24 protein-coding genes are annotated in these 18,200 nt (G+C 67.1%); 11 read left to right on the top strand and 13 right to left on the bottom strand.

Features of this window, described 5'->3' with window-relative positions; genetic code table 11:
- Nucleotides 1–45: 45 nt before the first annotated feature.
- From QZ814_RS13690 to QZ814_RS13700, 3 genes are all read left to right on the top strand, one after another.
- Nucleotides 46–813: a Bax inhibitor-1/YccA family protein gene (locus QZ814_RS13690; RefSeq protein WP_294333131.1), complete on the top strand. Its 768-nt coding sequence runs from the start codon at nt 46–48 to the stop codon at nt 811–813.
- A gap of 138 nt (nt 814–951) precedes the next feature.
- The gene (locus QZ814_RS13695) at nt 952–1,320 is read left to right on the top strand and encodes a hypothetical protein (RefSeq protein ID WP_294333134.1); all 369 of its coding nucleotides are present in this window, start codon (nt 952–954) and stop codon (nt 1,318–1,320) included.
- 11 nt (nt 1,321–1,331) lie between these two features.
- Nucleotides 1,332–2,273, top strand: coding sequence for a cation diffusion facilitator family transporter (locus QZ814_RS13700; RefSeq protein WP_294333137.1), 942 nt, complete (start codon nt 1,332–1,334; stop codon nt 2,271–2,273).
- 39 nt (nt 2,274–2,312) lie between these two features.
- Here the strand turns inward: QZ814_RS13700 and QZ814_RS13705 are convergent, their stop codons facing one another.
- Nucleotides 2,313–2,684: a response regulator gene (locus QZ814_RS13705; protein WP_294333139.1), complete on the bottom strand. Its 372-nt coding sequence runs from the start codon at nt 2,682–2,684 to the stop codon at nt 2,313–2,315.
- Between the two features lie 136 nt (nt 2,685–2,820).
- On the opposite strand from QZ814_RS13705, the gene QZ814_RS13710 reads away from it, so the two are divergent.
- Nucleotides 2,821–3,006 carry a hypothetical protein gene (locus tag QZ814_RS13710; protein ID WP_294333142.1) on the top strand — a complete coding sequence of 62 codons (186 nt, stop codon included), beginning with the start codon at nt 2,821–2,823 and terminating at the stop codon, nt 3,004–3,006.
- Nucleotides 3,007–3,078: 72 nt separating this feature from the next.
- On the opposite strand, the gene QZ814_RS13715 is transcribed toward QZ814_RS13710, so the two are convergent.
- Nucleotides 3,079–3,789: a hypothetical protein gene (locus tag QZ814_RS13715; protein ID WP_294333144.1), complete on the bottom strand. Its 711-nt coding sequence runs from the start codon at nt 3,787–3,789 to the stop codon at nt 3,079–3,081.
- 6 nt (nt 3,790–3,795) lie between these two features.
- A complete protein-coding gene (locus tag QZ814_RS13720; protein WP_294333147.1) occupies nt 3,796–5,004 on the bottom strand; it encodes a toxic anion resistance protein in 1,209 nt (402 codons plus the stop codon).
- Between the two features lie 325 nt (nt 5,005–5,329).
- On the opposite strand from QZ814_RS13720, the gene typA reads away from it, so the two are divergent.
- On the top strand, nt 5,330–7,171 hold the full coding sequence (gene typA / locus QZ814_RS13725; protein WP_294333150.1) for a translational GTPase TypA: 1,842 nt from the start codon (nt 5,330–5,332) through the stop codon (nt 7,169–7,171).
- A 199-nt stretch (nt 7,172–7,370) separates the two neighbouring features.
- Here typA and QZ814_RS13730 read toward each other — a convergent pair whose 3' ends face one another.
- Entirely contained in the window at nt 7,371–7,898 is a 528-nt protein-coding gene (locus QZ814_RS13730; protein WP_294333152.1) for a rhodanese-like domain-containing protein, read from the bottom strand.
- Entirely contained in the window at nt 7,895–8,206 is a 312-nt protein-coding gene (locus QZ814_RS13735; protein WP_294333155.1) for a metalloregulator ArsR/SmtB family transcription factor, read from the bottom strand. The genes QZ814_RS13730 and QZ814_RS13735 overlap by 4 nt, the downstream gene beginning before the upstream one ends.
- Nucleotides 8,207–8,271: 65 nt before the next feature.
- Here QZ814_RS13735 and QZ814_RS13740 point away from each other — a divergent pair, with 65 nt between their 5' ends.
- Nucleotides 8,272–8,616 (top strand): carboxymuconolactone decarboxylase family protein, encoded by a 345-nt coding sequence (locus QZ814_RS13740; RefSeq protein ID WP_294333158.1) that lies wholly within the window; start codon nt 8,272–8,274, stop codon nt 8,614–8,616.
- Here QZ814_RS13740 and QZ814_RS13745 read toward each other — a convergent pair.
- Entirely contained in the window at nt 8,598–9,269 is a 672-nt protein-coding gene (locus QZ814_RS13745) for a glutathione S-transferase family protein (RefSeq protein ID WP_294333160.1), read from the bottom strand. The genes QZ814_RS13740 and QZ814_RS13745 overlap by 19 nt on opposite strands.
- Nucleotides 9,270–9,385: 116 nt before the next feature.
- On the opposite strand from QZ814_RS13745, the gene QZ814_RS13750 reads away from it, so the two are divergent.
- Entirely contained in the window at nt 9,386–10,003 is a 618-nt protein-coding gene (locus tag QZ814_RS13750) for a hypothetical protein (protein WP_294333376.1), read from the top strand.
- Here QZ814_RS13750 and QZ814_RS13755 read toward each other — a convergent pair.
- Nucleotides 9,897–10,310, bottom strand: coding sequence for an EVE domain-containing protein (locus tag QZ814_RS13755; protein ID WP_294333163.1), 414 nt, complete (start codon nt 10,308–10,310; stop codon nt 9,897–9,899). The genes QZ814_RS13750 and QZ814_RS13755 overlap by 107 nt on opposite strands.
- A 125-nt stretch (nt 10,311–10,435) precedes the next feature.
- Here QZ814_RS13755 and QZ814_RS13760 point away from each other — a divergent pair, with 125 nt between their 5' ends.
- The 3 genes from QZ814_RS13760 (at nt 10,436) to QZ814_RS13770 (ending at nt 12,804) form a co-directional block, all read left to right on the top strand.
- Nucleotides 10,436–10,801 carry a hypothetical protein gene (locus QZ814_RS13760; RefSeq protein ID WP_294333166.1) on the top strand — a complete coding sequence of 122 codons (366 nt, stop codon included), beginning with the start codon at nt 10,436–10,438 and terminating at the stop codon, nt 10,799–10,801.
- A gap of 65 nt (nt 10,802–10,866) precedes the next feature.
- Nucleotides 10,867–12,507: an FAD-dependent oxidoreductase gene (locus tag QZ814_RS13765; protein ID WP_294333167.1), complete on the top strand. Its 1,641-nt coding sequence runs from the start codon at nt 10,867–10,869 to the stop codon at nt 12,505–12,507.
- Nucleotides 12,508–12,522: 15 nt separating this feature from the next.
- The gene (locus QZ814_RS13770) at nt 12,523–12,804 is read left to right on the top strand and encodes a DUF3297 family protein (protein WP_294333170.1); all 282 of its coding nucleotides are present in this window, start codon (nt 12,523–12,525) and stop codon (nt 12,802–12,804) included.
- Nucleotides 12,805–12,852: 48 nt separating this feature from the next.
- On the opposite strand, the gene QZ814_RS13775 is transcribed toward QZ814_RS13770, so the two are convergent.
- The 4 genes from QZ814_RS13775 to QZ814_RS13790 all read right to left on the bottom strand — a co-directional run bounded on the left by QZ814_RS13775 (nt 12,853) and on the right by QZ814_RS13790 (nt 16,202).
- On the bottom strand, nt 12,853–13,536 hold the full coding sequence (locus QZ814_RS13775) for a hypothetical protein (protein WP_294333173.1): 684 nt from the start codon (nt 13,534–13,536) through the stop codon (nt 12,853–12,855).
- A gap of 45 nt (nt 13,537–13,581) precedes the next feature.
- Nucleotides 13,582–14,259: a hypothetical protein gene (locus QZ814_RS13780; protein WP_294333177.1), complete on the bottom strand. Its 678-nt coding sequence runs from the start codon at nt 14,257–14,259 to the stop codon at nt 13,582–13,584.
- Nucleotides 14,260–14,521: 262 nt separating this feature from the next.
- Nucleotides 14,522–15,124, bottom strand: a complete 603-nt coding sequence (locus QZ814_RS13785; RefSeq protein WP_294333179.1) for a PEPxxWA-CTERM sorting domain-containing protein — start codon at nt 15,122–15,124, stop codon at nt 14,522–14,524.
- 454 nt (nt 15,125–15,578) lie between these two features.
- Nucleotides 15,579–16,202: a DNA-3-methyladenine glycosylase 2 family protein gene (locus QZ814_RS13790; RefSeq protein WP_294333182.1), complete on the bottom strand. Its 624-nt coding sequence runs from the start codon at nt 16,200–16,202 to the stop codon at nt 15,579–15,581.
- Nucleotides 16,203–16,265: 63 nt separating this feature from the next.
- On the opposite strand from QZ814_RS13790, the gene QZ814_RS13795 reads away from it, so the two are divergent.
- Entirely contained in the window at nt 16,266–16,583 is a 318-nt protein-coding gene (locus tag QZ814_RS13795) for a 2Fe-2S iron-sulfur cluster-binding protein (RefSeq protein WP_294333184.1), read from the top strand.
- 21 nt (nt 16,584–16,604) lie between these two features.
- Here the strand turns inward: QZ814_RS13795 and QZ814_RS13800 are convergent, their stop codons facing one another.
- Together QZ814_RS13800 and infC are read right to left on the bottom strand one after the other, a co-directional pair.
- Nucleotides 16,605–17,489: a glycoside hydrolase family 16 protein gene (locus QZ814_RS13800; protein WP_294333186.1), complete on the bottom strand. Its 885-nt coding sequence runs from the start codon at nt 17,487–17,489 to the stop codon at nt 16,605–16,607.
- Nucleotides 17,489–18,025: a translation initiation factor IF-3 gene (gene infC, locus QZ814_RS13805; protein WP_294333190.1), complete on the bottom strand. Its 537-nt coding sequence runs from the start codon at nt 18,023–18,025 to the stop codon at nt 17,489–17,491. Before infC ends, QZ814_RS13800 begins: the two co-directional genes overlap by 1 nt.
- Between the last annotated feature and the right edge of the window lie 175 nt (nt 18,026–18,200).

Consider the following 18,200-nt stretch of genomic DNA (forward strand, 5'->3'; position numbering starts at 1 on the left):
ATATTCCAGCCATCCGGCATCGCGCCGGTCAAAGGAGTTTTTCGAATGGCTAACTGGTCCGATCCCCGCACGAGCGAGTCGCCCTTCGCGACCGTGAGTGCACGCGCCGCGGCGCATGACGCGGGGCTCCGGTCGTACATGCTGTCGGTCTACAACTACATGCTCTCCGGCGTGCTGCTGACCGGCATCGTCGCGCTGGCGTTCGGCAAGGTCGCATCGTTGCAGGCGCTGCTGTTCCAGGTGGTGGAAACCGCCCGCGGCCTGTCGCTGCAGCCGACGCTGCTCGGCTGGGTCGTGATGATCTCGCCGCTGGCGATCGTGTTCGCGATGAGCTTCGGCCAGAGCCGCATGTCGGAGGGCACGCTGAAGGCGCTGTTCTTCGCCTATGCCGGCCTGCTGGGCGCGTCGCTGTCGACGATTTTCATCACCTATACCGATCTGTCGATCGCGCAGGTGTTCTTCGGCACCGCCGCGGGCTTCGGTGCGCTGAGCCTCTATGGCTACACCACCAAGAAGGACCTGTCGGGCTTCGGCACTTTCCTGCTCATCGGCCTGGTGGGCATCCTGGTGGCGTCGATCGTCAACATCTTCCTGCAGTCGGGCACGATGAGCCTGGTGATCAGCGCCGTCGGCGTGCTGATCTTCGCGGGCCTCACCGCCTACGACACGCAGAAGATCAAGAGCATCTACAGCTATGTCGCGGGCACCCGCGAGCAGGGCAAGGTCGCGATCATGGGGGCGCTGAACCTCTATCTCGACTTCATCAACATGTTCCTGTTCCTGCTGCGCCTGTTCGGCAGCTCGCGCGACTGATCTTCCGCGCGAAGCGAAGCAACCAGAGCCCGGTGGAGCGATCCGCCGGGCCTTTTGTTTTGCGCGGGTTGCACGGGGCGACGGAACGCGACTCCCGCCATGTCCGTTTAATCGCGGTAACGCACAGGAGAGTGCAGCATGACCAGCAATCCCCTCGACCCCGCGATGGACCGGATGTCGGTCGCTCCGGATCCCCGGGCCGACGACGATGCCGCCAAGGGCCCCGTCCACTCCGCCGATGCCGGCACCGATGGTTCGATCGAGGAGCGTCTTGCCCGCGATCCGGCGAGCAAGGATGCGCGTCTCGATCGCGCGCTGGACGAGTCGATGGACGCCTCGGATCCGCCCGCCTCGACCCAGCCGATCCACAACCACCAGATCCCCGAAAGTTCGGGCTATGACGCCAAGGCCGAGGCCGAACGCGCCGAACGACAGCATGCCGAAGCCGAGGACAAGCCCGATCGCGGGCTGGTCGACAAGGCGCTCCACAAGCTCGGCCTCGACTGAGGCAGGCCCGGATGGCGGCGTCCCCCGCGTCGGGCTGGCGCGCCAATATCGTTCTCTACGCGGCACTCGCCGCCAATATCGGGATCGCCGTCGCGAAATTCGTCGCGGCGGCGATTACCGCGTCGTCCTCGATGGTGACCGAAGGCGTGCACAGCCTGGTGGACAGCCTCAACCAGATCCTGCTGCTCTACGGGCAGCGCCGCGCGAAGCGGCCGCCCGATGCCGAACACCCGTTCGGCTATGGCCGCGAGCTCTATTTCTGGGCGTTCGTCGTCGCGATCCTGATCTTCGGGCTGGGCGCGGGCGTTTCGGTCTATGAAGGCTATCTCCACATCCTCGACCCGGAGCCGCTGCGCGATCCCTTGGTCAATTACATCGTGCTCGGCATCGCCACCGCGATGGAAGGGACCAGCTGGGTGGTCGCGATCCGCGAGTTCCGCGCGAGCAAGGGCGATTGCGGCTGGTGGACGGCGATCCGCGAGTCGAAGGATCCCGCCGGCTTCATCGTGCTGTTCGAGGATTCGGCGGCGCTGGCGGGGCTGGTGGTCGCCGCGATCGGCATATGGGCGAGCCATGCCTGGGGCGACCCGCGGATCGACGGCATGGCCTCGATCGTAATCGGCCTGATCCTGGCGGCGGTCGCCACGCTGCTCGCGCGCGAGGCCAAGGGGCTGCTGATCGGCGAGCGCGCCAACCCCGAGCTGATCGCCCAGGTCCGAACGATGCTCGAGGCCGAGCCGCAGATCACCGCCGTCAACCATGTGCGCACGATCCACACCGCGCCCGACCGCGTGTTCGTGGCGATCAGTGCCGATTTCGACGATGCGCTGGCGATGGGCGCGGCGGAGACGCTGATCGAGCGGATCGAAGCGAAGCTGAAGGCGGCGCTCCCCCAGCTCAGCTCGATCTACATCCGCCCGGAAAAGCGCGAAGACGCCGCGGTGGTGGCCTAGCTCGATCCGCGACCTGGCGGTGGAGGGCTGCGCGCGACGTTACCCGCCCAGCGCGTCGAGCAATTCGTGTGTGCGCAGCGGCTTTTCGAGCAGTGCGGCATAGCCGGTCGCTTCTGCCTGCGCGGTCAGCGCCGGGCTCGGATAGCCGGTCATCAGCACCGCGCGACCGGTCCAGCCCCGCGTCTTCAGCGCGCGCAGCAGTGCGATGCCGTCGCCGTCCGGCAGGTAATAGTCGGCGACCAGATAGTCCGCCGTCATCGCGGCGGGATCGGCGAGCGAGGCCTTGGCCACGCTGTGCGCCCGCACCTGATAGCCCTGGCCGTGCAGCAGCAGCTGGGTCGACCGGCGCACGCCGTCATCGTCTTCGACGAGCAACACGCTGGGGCGTCGGGCGGGGGGCGGAGTGGTCATCGAGCGGGCCTGATCGCGCTGCGTGGCATGTGCCGCCGCAGGCGTCTCTACGCAAACCTCCTAGGGTCGCAGCGCGGGCGCTGCTGGCCCAAGGGGCGGTTGCGGGCACCCCGGCGATGCGGCACCTTAGGCCACGATGTTCTTCGACGAGAATCGCGTCTGGCCCCGGCCGGAACCGCAGCCCCCGACGCCGGCGCCGCCGGGCCGGCGCGAGCGGTTTCTGACGCGGATGTTCCTGTTCTACGCGCTGGTGCTGCTGCTGCTGCCGGTCAGCGCGGGCGGGATCGCCGACCTGATCCGCTATCTGCTGGGCCTGCACTGAGAGGCTGCGACAACGACGTCATGCCAGCCAACGCGGCGTGACGGACTCGGTGGGCGTTCCACCAGGCCGGGCTCAGCCCAGTTCATCGTCCTTGTACTTGATCTGCAGGAAGTTGCCGCGGGTCGCCAGCGCGTCGAGATCGCCCTGGGCAAGCTGGGCGGTCATCTCGGCGATCTGCTCGTCGATCACCTGCAGGCCCTGCGCCAGCTGCTGGTCCGGGGTCATGCCGTTGCGCGGCACGGTCCGCAGCGGCTCCGGCACGCGGCCATAGCCGTTGACCAGTTCGGGCAGCTGCTCCCCGATCAGCTTGCGCACTTCGTTGGCGGCGGGCGAGGCCTCGTCCAGCCGGGCGAGCTGCGGCGACAGCGTTTCCAGTTTCACCCCGATCGAATCGACCAGCGTGCGCGCCGGCGCGGGCAGCGCCAGCCGCTGCGTCTCCAGCCAGCGTTCGGTGGTGGCGGGCAGCGCCTTCAAGGGCACCTGCACGAGCTGCTCGACGCGCGGTGCGCTGGTCACCGGCAGCGAGGCGAAGACGAAGGTCGCCAGGATCAGCAGCGCCATCACCGCCAACGCGCCGAACATGCCGAGCGGCACGAACAGGCCGATCACGATCGCGGCAAGGACGATCACCGCGTCCGCCGCCGCGATCCGGCCGAGCCGCGCGAGAATCTCCGCCTCGCGCCGCTTGCGGGTGCGGGTGGCGAGCGCGCCTTCGGTGCGGGCGCGCGAACGCTCGATCAGTTCCTCGCCGCGGGCGAGCAGGCGGTCCACGTCACTCGGCATCGCGGCTTACATCGCCTCCAGCTTGAAGCCGTCGCTCGGGCCACCGAGCCGGTTCTGCTCGGCCCCCTCGGCGCGGGCGATATAGCCCTTCGACTTCTCGACTTCGTTCGACAGGGTGGTGACCGTGGTCTTCATGCTGTCGAGCGCCTTGAGCTTGAAGGTGTCGATCGCATCCATCGTGTCGTAGATGTTCTGGAAGGCGCGCTGCAGCGTCTCGACGGGAATCGTCGCGCTCGCCGCCTGTTCGTGGATCGCGGCGGTCTGGCTCTTGAGCAGCTGGCCGGTCGATTCGATCAGGTTGGCGGTGGTGGTGTTCAGCGCGGTGATCTGATCGAGCACCAGCTTCTGGTTGTTGAGTGCCTGCGCGACCGTCACCGCCGTGCGCAGTGCCGAGACGGTGGTGGTCGAGGCGCGGTCGACACCCTTGATCAGCTCGACATTGTTCTTCTTGACCAGATCGAGCGCGAGATAGCCCTGCACCGTCACCGCCATCTGGGTGAGCAGGTCCTGGGTGCGCTGGCGGACATAGAAGAGCGCGGTCTCGCGGATCGCCTTGGCCTTGGCGGGGTCGGTATGATCCAGCTCGTTGGCCTTGTCCTCGAGCTTCGTGTCCATCGCCTTGGACAGATAGATCATCTGCTCCAGCCGACCCATCGCGTTCCACAGATTGGCGCGCTCGGTGGCGATCGCGGCATTGTCCTGCAGCAGCTCGTCCTTGCCGTTGGCGAGGCTCTTGAGCACCGCGTTGATGTGGCTCTGCGACGACTGGTATTTGCGGAAATAGTTGGTCAGCCCGCCGCCGCCGCCGAAAATCTTCGACAAAAAGCCGTCCTTGCCGCCGATCAGCTTGCCGTTGCGCGAGGGGTCGAGCTCTTCCACCGTCTTGCGCAGCGCGAGCAGGTCGGCGCCGACACCGCCGTCGCTGCCCATCGCGCGCACCGGGCGATCGAGGAAGCGATTGGACTGGCCTGCTGCGTCGCGGATTTCCTTCTGCCCCATCGCCGCGATCGCATCGACGCGCTTGCCGAATTCGGGCGAGTTCACGTCCTGCGCGATCAGATCGTCGATGAAGCCGTCGACGCGCTTGTCGAGTTCGGACTTCTTGGTGTCTTCAACCGGCACCAGCCCGGCGGCCTTTTCGGGCGCCACGGCGGGCACGGGATCCGGGGGCGTGAGCACCAGACCCTGTTCTGCGGTTTCCGTCACAGTCGCCATCGTCGCTCTCTCTTCCCAATTCCGTGGGGATAACCATGCAGGCGAAGCACGTATCCCGCAAGTGTGTCATGTAGATAGCACAGTTCGGAATGCAACTTGACCGGCGTCCGTGCGCAGCATTGTGCTGCCCCGTGGCAATGGGAGAGCGGGGATGCAGCGGCGCGGCGCGTGAAGGTTCGGCGCGTTCGGTGCGAATCACGGTGCACCGAATCCTGTAGCGGGAAAGTCCGGAGGCAGACCGGCGGCGTGGGGGGCCTTCCCGCGACGCACCATTTCGGCTATGGGCCCGCCCGTACGCGCGCTTCCGCGCCAATCAGGAAATCGCATGAACCTCCGTAACGTGGCGATCATCGCACACGTCGACCATGGCAAGACCACCCTCGTCGACCAGCTCTTCCGCCAGTCCGGCACCTTCCGCGACAACCAGCGCGTCGAAGAGCGTGCGATGGACTCGAACGACCTCGAAAAGGAGCGCGGGATCACGATTCTCGCCAAGCCGACGTCGGTCGACTGGTCGCCCGACGGCACGGAAGAGAACAGCATCCGCATCAACATCGTCGACACGCCCGGCCACGCCGACTTCGGCGGCGAGGTGGAGCGCATCCTGAGCATGGTCGACGGCGTGATCCTGCTGGTCGATTCGTCCGAAGGCGCGATGCCGCAGACCAAGTTTGTGACCGGCAAGGCGCTCAAGCTGGGCCTGCGTCCGATCGTGGTCGTCAACAAGATCGACCGCGCCGATTCGCGCGTGCAGGAAGTGCTCGACGAAGTGTTCGACCTGTTCGTGACGCTCGAAGCGACCGACGAGCAGCTCGACTTCCCGGTGCTCTATGCCTCGGGCCGCAACGGCTATGCCTCGACCGATCCGGACGCGCGCGAAGGCACGCTGACCCCGCTGTTCCAGAAGATCGTCGACCATGTCCCGCCGCCGCAGGTGGACGAAGAGGCCGAGTTCAAGTTCCTGGTCACCCTGCTCGACCGCGACAACTTCCTCGGCCGCATCCTCACCGGCCGCGTCGAGAGCGGCACGGTGCGCCTCAACCAGCCGATCCACGCGCTGGATAACGACGGCAACATCGTCGAGACCGGCCGCGCCTCCAAGATCATGTCGTTCCGCGGCCTCGACCGCGTGCCGGTAGAAGAAGCGCGCGCGGGCGACATCATCAGCCTTGCCGGCCTCGCCGTCGCCACCGTGTCGAACACCATCGCCGACACCTCGGTGAGCGAGCCGCTGCACGCGCAGCCGATCGATCCGCCGACGCTATCGATGCGCTTCGCCGTCAACGACTCGCCGATGGCGGGCCGCGAGGGCAGCAAGGTGACCAGCCGCATGATCCGCGACCGCCTGTTCCGCGAGGCGGAATCGAACGTCGCGATCAAGATCACCGAGAGCGACGAAAAGGACAGCTTCGAAGTCGCCGGCCGTGGCGAACTCCAGCTCGGCGTGCTGATCGAGACGATGCGCCGCGAGGGCTTCGAGCTCGGCATCAGCCGTCCGCGCGTGCTGTTCCGCGACGGCGAGAACGGCCGCGAGGAGCCGTACGAAACCGTCGTGATCGACGTGGACGAGGAATTCTCGGGCACGGTCGTCGACAAGATGAACCAGCGCAAGGCCGAGATGACCGACATGCGTCCGTCGGGTGGCGGCAAGACCCGCATCACCTTCTCGGCACCGTCGCGCGGCCTGATCGGCTATCACGGCGAGTTCCTGTCGGACACCCGCGGCACCGGCATCATGAACCGCCTGTTCGAGAAGTACGGGCCGTACAAGGGCAAGATCGAAGGCCGCAAGAACGGCGTGCTGATCTCCAACGGCGCCGGCGAAGCCCAGGGCTATGCGCTGGGTCCGCTCGAAGAGCGCGGCATCCTGTTCGTCGGTCACGGTGAGGCCCTGTACGAGGGCATGATCATCGGCGAGAACGCCAAGACGGAAGACCTCGAGGTCAACCCGATGAAGGCGAAGCAGCTGACCAACTTCCGCGCTTCGGGCGGCAAGGACGATGCGATCCGCCTGACGCCGCCGAAGAAGATGACGCTGGAACAGGCCATCGCCTACATCGACGACGACGAGATGGTGGAAGTGACCCCGAAGAACATCCGCCTGCGCAAGCGCTTCCTCGACCCGAACGAGCGCAAGCGCGCCAGCCGGGCGAAGTCGGCCGCGTAAGCGCTCCCTTCCCGACGAAGAAAAGGCCCTTGCCGGCGACGGCGGGGGCCTTTTTCGTTGGGGTCGTTCGCCGCCCGCTGAGCCGTCCTCCCGGCGGAAGCCGGGATCCATTGCCAGGACGTCCGGGATCGAGCCGGAACGGAGACCCCAATCAACCCCGGCTTTCGCCGGGATGACGGCGTTGGAGGAGCAGGCTGCCTCAGGCCGCCACGCGGTTCCACGGCATGCGCTGCAGCGCCATCCCCAGCCCGCACCAGCCGCTGACGCCGGCAAAGGCCAGCATGAAGCCGAAGAACCCCGCCGCATAGAAGCCCGGCGTGAAGCCCATCAGCCCGGCCAGCGTGCCGGCGAACACCAGCAGCCCGACGATCATCTGCACCTGGCGGAAGATGGAGACGCGCGGGGCACCGGCGCCCGCCAGCGGTAGCCCGGCGGCGCTCCAGGCTTCGATCCCGCCGTCTAGATTGCGCACCCGATCGCCGACGACCTGCTCGGCAAGCGCACAGGCCCGGCCGCCGCGCGCGCCCTTCTGGCACTGGAAGATCAGCAGTCGGTCGCCTGGTAGATCGGCATCGGCCAGCAGCGCCGGAAGCGCGCCCAGCGGCATCGAGGCGGCATAGGGGATGTGGCTGGCGCGGAACTCGTCGGGTTCGCGCACGTCGATCAGCAGGGCGGTGCCGTCGGCGAGCAGGCGGTGCGCTTCCAGTGCGTCGATCGTGGCGGTCATTGGTCTTCCTTTCCGCAGAAATGGGCGTGGAGCACCGCCATCAGGTCGCGGGCGGCGGGATGGGTGATCGAATAGAAAAGCGTGCGATGCTCGCGCCGGGCGGCGACGATGCCCTCGTCCTTCAGCTTGCCCAGATGCTGCGACATCGAGGTCGGCGCGATGCCGGTCGCCGCGATCAGCGCGCCGACGCTCTGCTCGCCTTCGACCAGCGCGCACAGGATCAGCAGTCGGTGCGGATTGGCGAGGCCGGAGAGCAAGGCGGCGGCGCCGGCGGCCTTGGGCGCCATCGCCTCCATCAGGGGATTCACGAGGGGACTTGTGTTCACTTCATGAATATATCAATTCATGAGTAAACGAATCAAGAGGGAATCCCATGACCAAGGACTATCGCGCGCTCACCCAGGACATTTCCGCCTATTCGGCGCAGCTGCGAAAGCTGGCGCCCGAAACGATGGCGGGCTTTCATGCGATGGCGAAGGCCGCGGGGGGCGAGGGCGCGGTCGACGCCAAGACCAAGGAGCTGATCGCGCTGGCGATCGGCGTCACCCAGCGCTGCGACGGCTGTATCGGCTTCCACGCCAAGGCGCTGGTCGGCATGGGCGCGCGCCGCGCCGAGGTCGCCGAGGTGCTGGGCATGTGCGTGTACATGGGCGGCGGCCCGGCGCTGATGTATGCCGCCGATGCGCTGCGCGCCTATGATCAGTTCGCGGAGGGGTGAGGCTCGGTTTTTGCAGCGGCCTCGAACACGGCCCGTTGCGCGGCGAATGCCCGCTGGAACGCAGGCCGTGCCTCGCCGCGCCCGATATAGGCCAGCAGTCGCGGCTGGTCGGGCAGCATCGTCGAGCGGCTCAACCGGCGCAGCACGCTGATCATCAGCAGGTCGGCGGCGCTGAAATCGCCTTCCAACCACTCGGCTCCACCCAATCGCGCGGCCAACTGGGCGAGGCGGGTGCGGACGCGGTCTTCCAGCATCGACTGGCGGGCCGCAAACCAGGGCGCATCGCGTTCCAGCATCCGCGCCATCGCCCATTCGACGATCGGCGGCTCGACCGTGCTCACCGCTCCGAACATCCAGGCGACGGCCCGGGCGCGGGCTGTCGGATCCTCCGGGAGCAGTCCGGCATGGCGCTTGGCGAGATGGTGGACGATTGCGCCGGACTCGAACAGCGTCAGTCCGTCCTCCTCGAAGCTGGGGATCTGGCCGAAGGGCTGGCGGGCGAGATGCTCGGGCGCCTTCATCGCGGCGAAGGAGATGAGGCGCACCTTGTAGGCGAGGCCCAGTTCCTCCAGCGCCCAGCGCACCGGCATGTCGCGCGCGAGGCCGCGGCCGCGGTCCGGGGAGGCTTCGAAGGCGGTGAGGGTGATCGGCACGGGCGGTGCTCCATGGGGGGCCTGGCGAGGCTAGCGCAGCGCCTTGATATGCGGAACCGGCTTCCGCTCTGGCTTCGGCCATGGTCTAACGGCGCATCCTGTCAGGAGGGTGCGTGATGTTGCTGGCTGCGTTGTTGTTTTGGATGCCGCTCCAGGACCGGGCCGCCGCGCCTGCGACCAGTGCCACGGCGGCTGCGCCCGAGCAGACGGCCAATGGCGGGCAGCGCTGGTCGGTGCTCGCCGATCCCTGCGCCTCGGCCCAGACCAATGGCGATCAGATCGTGGTCTGCGGCAAGGGCGTCACCGCGCCGCGCCTGCCGCTGCCGGAGGAACGCGGCCCGCCCGACCGGCCACGGCCGAGCAACCCGGACCGGACCGGCATCGGCGCGCTGCAGGCTTCTTCCGCGCCCTGCGCCGCGCTTGTCGGCGGCTGTCAGGTCGGCGTCGATATCTTCGGCGGTGCGACCGCACTGGTGCGGGGCATCGGCAAGATCATCGATCCGAACAGCTGCTGCGAGGAGCCGGGCGAATCGCGCAACTTCATCAAGCTGGTGAGCGATGCCGGCAAGGGCGTCGGCCGGGCGTTCAAGAAGAAGCCCGACAAGTCGAACCGCGTGCCGATCGACCTTAACGATCCGGTGCCGTTCCGCTCATCTCCAGCAGCACCGCCCATTCCTCCGGCCGCACCGGCGTCACCGACAGGCGCGACTGGCGCACCATCTCGAGGTCCTTGAGCCGCGGCTCGGCCTTGATCTCGGGCAGCGGCACCGGACGGCCAAGCGGCTGCAGCGCCTTCACTTCGACGCTCGCCCATTTGCCGTCGTCGCCGTCCGGCTGCCAGGCGCGGGTGATCTCCATGATCCCCACCGCGGCCTTCTGGATGTTCGAATGGTAGAAGATCGCCTGGTCGCCGGGGACCATGGTCTTCAGGAAGTTGCGCGCGGTATAGTTGCGCACGCCGTTCCATTCGGTGCTGCCGTCGCGCACCAGGTCGTCCCAGCCATAGACATCGGGTTCGGAGCGAAGGATCCAGTAGGCCATGCCGCCCGTTAGCCAGCTAAATCGCGGCTGAACAGCCGGTTCCGCACCCGTTCAGCCGGGATCCCGTACCAAAGGGCATCGGCGCCACCCCGACTCGGCGGCGCCCGGAGGTGAGGAGAATCAGGATGAACCATCTGGCCAAGAAGCTGGTGCTGGGCATCGCCACCGGGGCGAGCCTGCTGGCGGCCGCTGTGCCCGCCCAGGCGCAGGACTGGCGCTGGCACCGGCATTATTACCGCGATCGCGGCGGCGATGCGGCTGGCGCGGCACTGGTCGCGGGCATTGCGGGGCTGGCGATCGGCGCGGCGATCTCGAACGATCACCGCTACGACTATGACCGCCGCTTCTACCGCGAGCGCGGCTATTACCCGACCGACGGCTATTGGTACCGCGATAACTACCCGCGCTATCGCTATTACGAGACCTGCGAGGTCCGGCGGACCTGGGATCCCTATCTCGAGCGCCCGGTGCTGATCCGCTACTGCAACTGACCGAACGCGCGCGACCATCTCTTTAGATGGCTCGCGCGCCGTGCGCAGGCGGCTAGGATGGCGCGATGGCAGCCCCCGAATCGCTCGACCCGGCCGATCCCTATGCGCGATCCGCCCAGACCTTCCCGGTCCTGACCGCCGAGATGGCGGGGCGGGTCGCCGCCTTCGGCCGCGAGGAAGCGCTGCCCGAGGGTGCGCTGCTGTTCCGCCGCGGCGACCGCAGCGTCGACTTCTTCCTGTGTCTCGCCGGCGGGATCGAGATCCTCGATACCGATTCCGACGGGCAGGCCCATCTCGTCCACACCCATGGCGCAGGCCAGTTCACCGGCGAGCTCGATCTGTTCAACGATCGCAAGGTGCTGGTGAGCGGTCGCGCACTGGCGGACACGCGGGTGGTGCGGATTGACCGTGCCGCCTTCCGCCGGATGATGGCGGCCGAGCCCGATATCGGCGAGATCGTGATGCGCGCCTTCATTTTGCGCCGCGTCGGGCTGCTGCGCCACAGCGATGCCGGCGTCGCGCTGGCAGGGCCGGGCCATGCCGCCGATATGGGGCGGATCGAGACCTTCCTCACCCGCAACGCTTTTCCCCATCGCCGGATCGATACCGATCAGGATCCCGATGCGGCCGGCTTCCTCGAATGCCTGGCGCTGACCGAGGCCGATCTGCCGGTGGTGGTGCTGGAAGGCCGGGTGCTGCGCAATCCGAGCAACGCCGCGCTCGCCGATGCGCTGGGGCTCGCGACTGCGCTCGATCCCGAGCACGTCCATGATCTCGCGGTGGTCGGCGGGGGACCGGCGGGCCTCGCGGCCGCGGTCTATGCCGCGTCGGAGGGGCTCGACACGATCGTGATCGAGGCGGTCGCGCCGGGCGGGCAGGCGGGCACCAGCTCGAAGATCGAGAATTACCTGGGCTTCCCCACCGGCATCTCCGGTCAGGCGCTGGCGGGGCGCGCGCAGGTGCAGGCGCAGAAGTTCGGCGCGCGGCTGCTGGTCTCGCGTTCGGTGGTGCGGATCGATTGCGAGGAGCGGCCGCTGCGCCTCCACCTCGACGACGGCGCGACGCTGCAGGCGCGCGCGGTGGTCGTCGCGACCGGCGCGCGCTACCGAAAGCTCGATCTGCCGCTTTATGCCGAGCTGGAAGGCAACGGCATCTACTACGCCGCCACCGCGATGGAGGCGGGGCTGTGCGCTGGTTCCGAAGTCGTGGTGGTCGGCGGCGGCAATTCGGCGGGGCAGGCGGCGGTGTTCCTCGCCCGCCACGCTGCGCATGTCCATGTGCTCGTCCGCGGCCCCGGCCTCGCCGCCACCATGTCGCGCTACCTGATCGAGCGGATCGAGGCGTCCGACCGGATCACCCTTCACCCCTTTACCGAAGTGACCGCGCTGGAAGGGGAGCGCGTGCTCACCGGCCTCGCCTGGACCAACCGCAACACTGGCGCGACCGAGCATCGCCCGGTCGGCGCGCTGTTCGTGATGATCGGCGCCGAGCCCAATACCGGCTGGCTGAAGGGCTGTGTCGACCTGGACGGCGGCGGTTTCGTCCAGACGGGCAGCGGCGAGACCTTCTTCTGCTCTTCGGCGCCCGGCGTGTTCGCGGTGGGCGATGTGCGCGCGGGATCGGTCAAGCGAGTCGCCTCGGGCGTGGGCGAGGGATCGGTGGTGGTCTCCGCCATCCACCGCTATCTTGAACCCGCGGGCGAATGACGGCATGAGCCGGGTATGAGCGATACCCCTCCCGATCGTCTGTCGGTCAACCCGAACAGCCCCTATTTCGTCCGCGAACTGCTGGAGCGCGGCGTCGGCATCAAGTTCAAGGGCGTCGAGCGCCGCGACGTCGAGGAATACAGCATCTCCGAAGGCTGGGTGCGCGTGGCGCTCGGCAAGAAGACCGATCGCAAGGGCAATCCGCTGACGATCAAGCTGGTCGGCCCGGTCGAAGCCTGGTTCCAGAGCGGCGGCGCGGCGGCTGCGGCCGAGGGCGAGGAAAACGCCGAGGGCTGAGGCTCCGGAAGGGCGGCGGCCGGACCCCGGCGGCGCCGCCCCTATCTTTCAATAGCCGATATCGAGCACGACGATCGTCAGCCGCCCGTCGATCCGGCCGGCCAGCGTCATGTTGCCGCCGGGCCAGTCGGGCCCGTTCATCGCGGCGATCGCGAACACCTCCATGCCGATGGCGAAGAACGGGTTGAAGGTCTTTGCCCCGGGGGGCGTGACCAGCGTCTCCCGTGCCTTGGCGTCCAGCCACGCCGAATAGCCCCAGGCCGTGCCGATATAGCGGAGCGTCGATCCCACGGGCGGGGCTGCGCTCGATGTATCGGCGATCCGCCGGGCTTCGCAGCCGATCGGACTCAGCCGGGCATTGGACAGGATGCCGCCGACATAATCCGCACCCAGCGCGAAACAGCTTCCGTCGCTGCGCTTCAGGTTGAGCGGCAGGTAGCCGAGCGCCCATGCATCGACGAAGCGTGCGCGGCGGGTCTCGGCGATGGTATAGGCGCCCACCACCCTGGCATGCGCATGCGCGGCATTGGCATAGCCCGGGAGCAGGCGAATGCGCTGCTCGAGCGCGCCGCGATCCAGTGCCTCCAGAGTCGGTACGCCGCGCGCCGCAGGCGCGGCGATCGCAGGGCCGGGCCTACCGGAATAGCCGGCGGGCGGCACGAACTGCGCCCGTGCAGCGCCGGGCGCCCACAAGGCGACAGCGGCGAGCAACCCCGCGCTGGATCGAATCACGGCCTTTCCGCCCCCCATTGCTCGAATCATTCGCTGCCCTGCTGCCTAGCGCGTCCCTGCGGCGCGGGACAGCTTGAGCATCGCTTCGCCGACCGTCGCGCGCACGGCGGCGCGGGTGAGGCGCACCGTCTGCCCCTGCTTGATGCAGGCGGTGAAGGCGGGCTTGAGCCTGTCGATCGCGGCGCTTTCCTCCGCGCTCGCGGCTTGGGCGAGCAACAGGGCATGGGCATCGGCGGTGTCCTCGCGCGCGACGCAGTCGCCGAACAGGCGCCCGGCGACGAAGTCCCCGGGCAGTTCCGCCGCGTCTCCGTCGAACTCGCTCGACAGGCGGAGCGGCGGCAGGGCCTTGAGGCCGATAACCGGCCCGGTCTTGCCGAATTCACGCCGGTAGAGCGAGGGGAACAGCGCGTCGCGGAAGCTGTCCGGCTGCAGCCGCATCTCGATCTTGCTCTGCATCCGCGCCGCGGCGCGGTTGAGGCAGGTGAGGTCTGCCGCCTTCATGCTCGCTTCGTAGAAGCCCGGGCGATCCGGGATCGTCCGGAGAAAGGCCTGGATGGCGGGCTGGCGCGCCTTTTGCGCAGTGACGCAGTCGGTGAACTCGGCGAGCAGCCGCAATTTCTCGGTCGCGCTCGGTTCTTCCGGCGCAGGTCGGGCCTGGGCGGCGGTGGCGGCGAGATGGCAGCCCATCAGCGCGAGCAGCGAAATCCATTTGCCAAGGTGCATCGGTTCTCTCCCGGTCAGATCGTGTCGCGCGACGGATCTTGGTGCCCGTCGTCGTGCGCGGTGCGCCCGTTGGCTGCCATGGTACGGCGTTGCAGGGCAAATCACCACCATCGGGAAAGGCAGAGTGGCCGCCGGGCACTGCCCGACGACCACCCTGGGAGTTCCTGGCACGGCTTCGTGCGCTGCGATGCCGTACCCGATGCCGTTTCCGCACCTTTGGCACCATCGACCGCCAGCGATCGACGGCGCCACGTGTCGCGGATCAGGCGAAGCGGACTGCCGTCGACGTGCGCTTGCGGCGCAGCGCCGCACCGGCGAGGCCGAAGCCGCCGATCAGCATCGCCCAGGCCGCCGGTTCCGGCACGCCGGGCGCGGGCGGCGGGAGCGTGCTGCCGTTGACCGAGAGCGACGACTTCACGAGCGTCAGTTCCCAGCCGGCATTGGTGCTGTCGATATCGACCCACACCTTCAGGCCGCTGTTGATTTCGTCGTAGAAGTTGCTGCCGAGGGTGAAGGTGGTGAACGAATAGTCGTTGTTCACACCGGTCAGATGGCCGAGCAGGGTCTTCACGCCATTGTCATAGGCGTAGACATTGTCGATCTCGCCCGAGGTTTCGTCGACATCGAAACCGCTGATGTTGAGCGTCGCGGACGTGAAGGTGCCGCTGATGGCATTGTGGGTCCAACCCCAATCATCGCTTGCGCTGCGATAGTAGGGGCTCGCATATTTCATCGAGTCGCTGGGAAGGAAATAGCCGGTCGGCGACTGGATCGTATCGGTCTGTGCAAAGGCGCTGGTGGCGCCAAAGCTGGATGCCGCAAGAATCGTGGTAGCCGCAATGGCGGCGCTACGGAGAAGGTTCATCCTCAAATCCCCCAAGAATGGAATAACGGGGCGCGAGCGACCTTTATGTTCTGCGGCGCTATTCGCATGCGGGTATGGGTATTTCAATTCTGACGAGCGGGCTCTGGTTTGACCTTCGTCGGCGAGTCCCGAAAAGATACGCCATAGGGAATTGTAGCTGATTGACTTCTTGGTCGCCCGGGTTTGTCGAGACTCCTGCTGTATTTAAAAACAATAGTTTAGCCGACTCGGCCATCCTGGACTTGTTTCATTTGTCAAAACGGGGCGAAAAATTGCGCCCGCGTCGTCGCCGGGCGCTGGCAGGAACAGTATAAGTCAATTTTGATGTCCGCCCTATAGAAGTGCAGTGCTGTGCAGGTACTAAAGGTTGAACTGTAGAATCAAAAGGATTTCCCGCTTTCTTGCGATGAAGCGCGGACCGTCGCGACTTGCCGTCGCCGGCCGCCATGCCCGTTCAGATCGCCCCTTTGACCATGCCGTAATGGTGCCAGGCGAAGATCGCCGCCGCGCCGCGATGGGGGCGCCAGGCCTCGGACCATTCCCGCGTCAGTTTTTCGCTCGGCCGTTCAGGATGGCCGAGGATACGGCCGATCTCGATCTGTACGGCCAGATCGCCCGCCGGCCAGATGTCCGGCCGCCCCTCGGCGAACAGCAGATAGATCTCCGCCGACCAGCGGCCGATCCCCTTGATGCGGGTGAGTGCTGCGATGGCGTCCTCGTCGTCCGCCGGCAGCGCCGCGAGATCGAGTGCGCCGCTGGTCACTTCCTCGGCAAGGCTGCGGGCATAGCCGATCTTTTGCCGTGACAGTCCGGCGCTGCGCAGCAGCTCGTCGCTGGCGGCGGCGAGCAGCGAGGGTTCCTCGGCATTGCCGATCGTCGCATCCAGCTTGTTCCACACCGCCGTCGCCGCGGCGACGCTCACCTGCTGGCCCACGATCGTGCGGAGCAGCGTGGCATAGCCGCGCTCGCGCAGGCGCGGGGGCGGATAGCCGGCACGCTCCAGCGCGGCGGCAAAGGCGGGCTCGCGCGCGACCAGCGCGTCGATCGATCCCTTTAGCTGTTCGGCGGTCAACCCCATGCAGGTGCTCCTTGAAACGGCCCCGGTTCACCGGCATGGACGCCGGAAACCAAGGAGATGCAGATGCCCCAGCTTACGGTCGTGACGCGTGACGGAACCGAACGCACGGTAACCGGTGAGGCCGGCCTCAGCGTGATGGAAGTGATTCGCGACGCTGGCTTCGACGAACTGCTGGCGCTGTGCGGCGGCTGCTGCAGCTGCGCCACCTGCCACATCCATGTCGACCCGGAATTTGCGGACAAACTGCCCAAGATGAGCATGGACGAGGACGATCTGCTCGACAGCACGAGCGATCGCGACGCGACCTCGCGCCTGTCGTGCCAGCTGCCCTTCACCGATGCGCTGGACGGGCTGCGCGTGCGGATCGCCGCCGAGGATTGAGGATTGTAAGGGGCGGGCAGGTCACCGCCCCTTGGTCTGCTCCGCTGTCTGCCAGACGCGGACATAATCGACCTCCATCCGCGACGGGAAGGCGGCGGGGTCGATGCCATGGGTGCCGCCCCAGCCGCCGACCGCGACGTTGAGCAGCAGATATTGCGGCGCGTCGAACGGCCAGGTGGCAGGATCGCCCTGATGGTCGTTGTCGAAGCGCATATAGGCGTGGCCGTCGACGCCGATCAGGATGCGATCCCGGTTCCAGTCGAGCTGGTAGCGGTGGAACGCGGTGCACGCATCCGGCACGCGGGTGGTGGCGCCCTTCTGGCTGTGCTGGGCGTGGTTGTAGGCGCCGGTATGGATCGTGCCGTGGATCGTCTCCGGATCCCAGCCGACCAGCTCCATCACGTCGATTTCGCCGAGCCGCGGCCAGCCGGCCTTGCCGTCGGTGCCGAGCAGCCAGATCGCCGGCCACAGGCCCTTCCCGCACGCGAGCTTGGCGCGCACCTCGACAAAGCCATAGGTCCAGCTGGCGAGGCCGCGGGTGATCAGGCGGGCGGAGGTATAATCCTGGCCGCCATAATCGGGCGCGCTGGCCAGCCGCTCGCGGCGCGCCTCAAGGACGAGATGGCCGTTCTCGATCCGCGCATTTTCAGGCCGGTCGGCCGCGTAATATTGCAGTTCCTGATTGTACCAGCCCGCGCGATTGCGGGCGGTGTCGTAGGTCCAGCGCTTCGGATCGGGCAGGCCGCCGGTGCCGAACTCGTCCGCCCACACGAGTCGCGCGCCCCGAGTGACCTCGATCGGTTCGTCTGCGGTTGCGGGGACCGGGGGCAGCGCGGCCGTCTGCGCATGCCCCGAAACCGGCAAAAAGGCGGCGGCGGCCGCAAGTGCCAGCCGCCGCGCGGGCATCACTTGGGCGAGAGCACCATCAGCATCTGACGGCCTTCCATGCGCGGATAGCTCTCCACCTTGGCCACTTCCGACGCATCCTGCTGGACGCGCTGGAGCAGTTGCATGCCGAGCTGGCCGTGCGAAAGCTCACGACCGCGGAAGCGCAGGGTGATCTTCACCTTGTCGCCTTCGCCGATGAACTTCAGCACGTTGCGCATCTTCACGTCGTAATCGTGATCGTCGATGTTCGGACGCATCTTGATCTCTTTGATCTCCTGCGTCTTCTGGGTCTTGCGTGCGAGGTTCGCCTTCTTCTGCGCCTCGTACTTGAACTTGCCCACATCGAGGAACTTGGCGACGGGCGGATCGGCGTTGGGCGACACTTCGACGAGGTCGAGCCCGACCTCGGCAGCCTGCGCCATCGCCTCGCGCGTGTACATCACGCCAAGGTTTTCGCCGTCCTGGTCGATCACGCGAACCTTGGGCGACTGGATGAATTCGTTAAACCGCGGCCCGTTCAGCGGCATCGCGGGCGCCATCGGGCGCCGGGGCATGGGAGAACGTATAAGACTAGCTCCTGTAGTGGATAAGGGCCCTATATAGACAATCAAGGCGCAATAGAGAAGATCCCTCGCACTCCATTTCGCGCCGAATTCGGCGGGTCCTCGGGTTGCGGCGACGACGGTCTGCAACCTCGGTTGGAGAAAATAGCCAAGCAAATCCGTTATA

Source organism: uncultured Sphingomonas sp., assembly GCF_913777625.1.
GTDB lineage: Bacteria > Pseudomonadota > Alphaproteobacteria > Sphingomonadales > Sphingomonadaceae > Sphingomonas.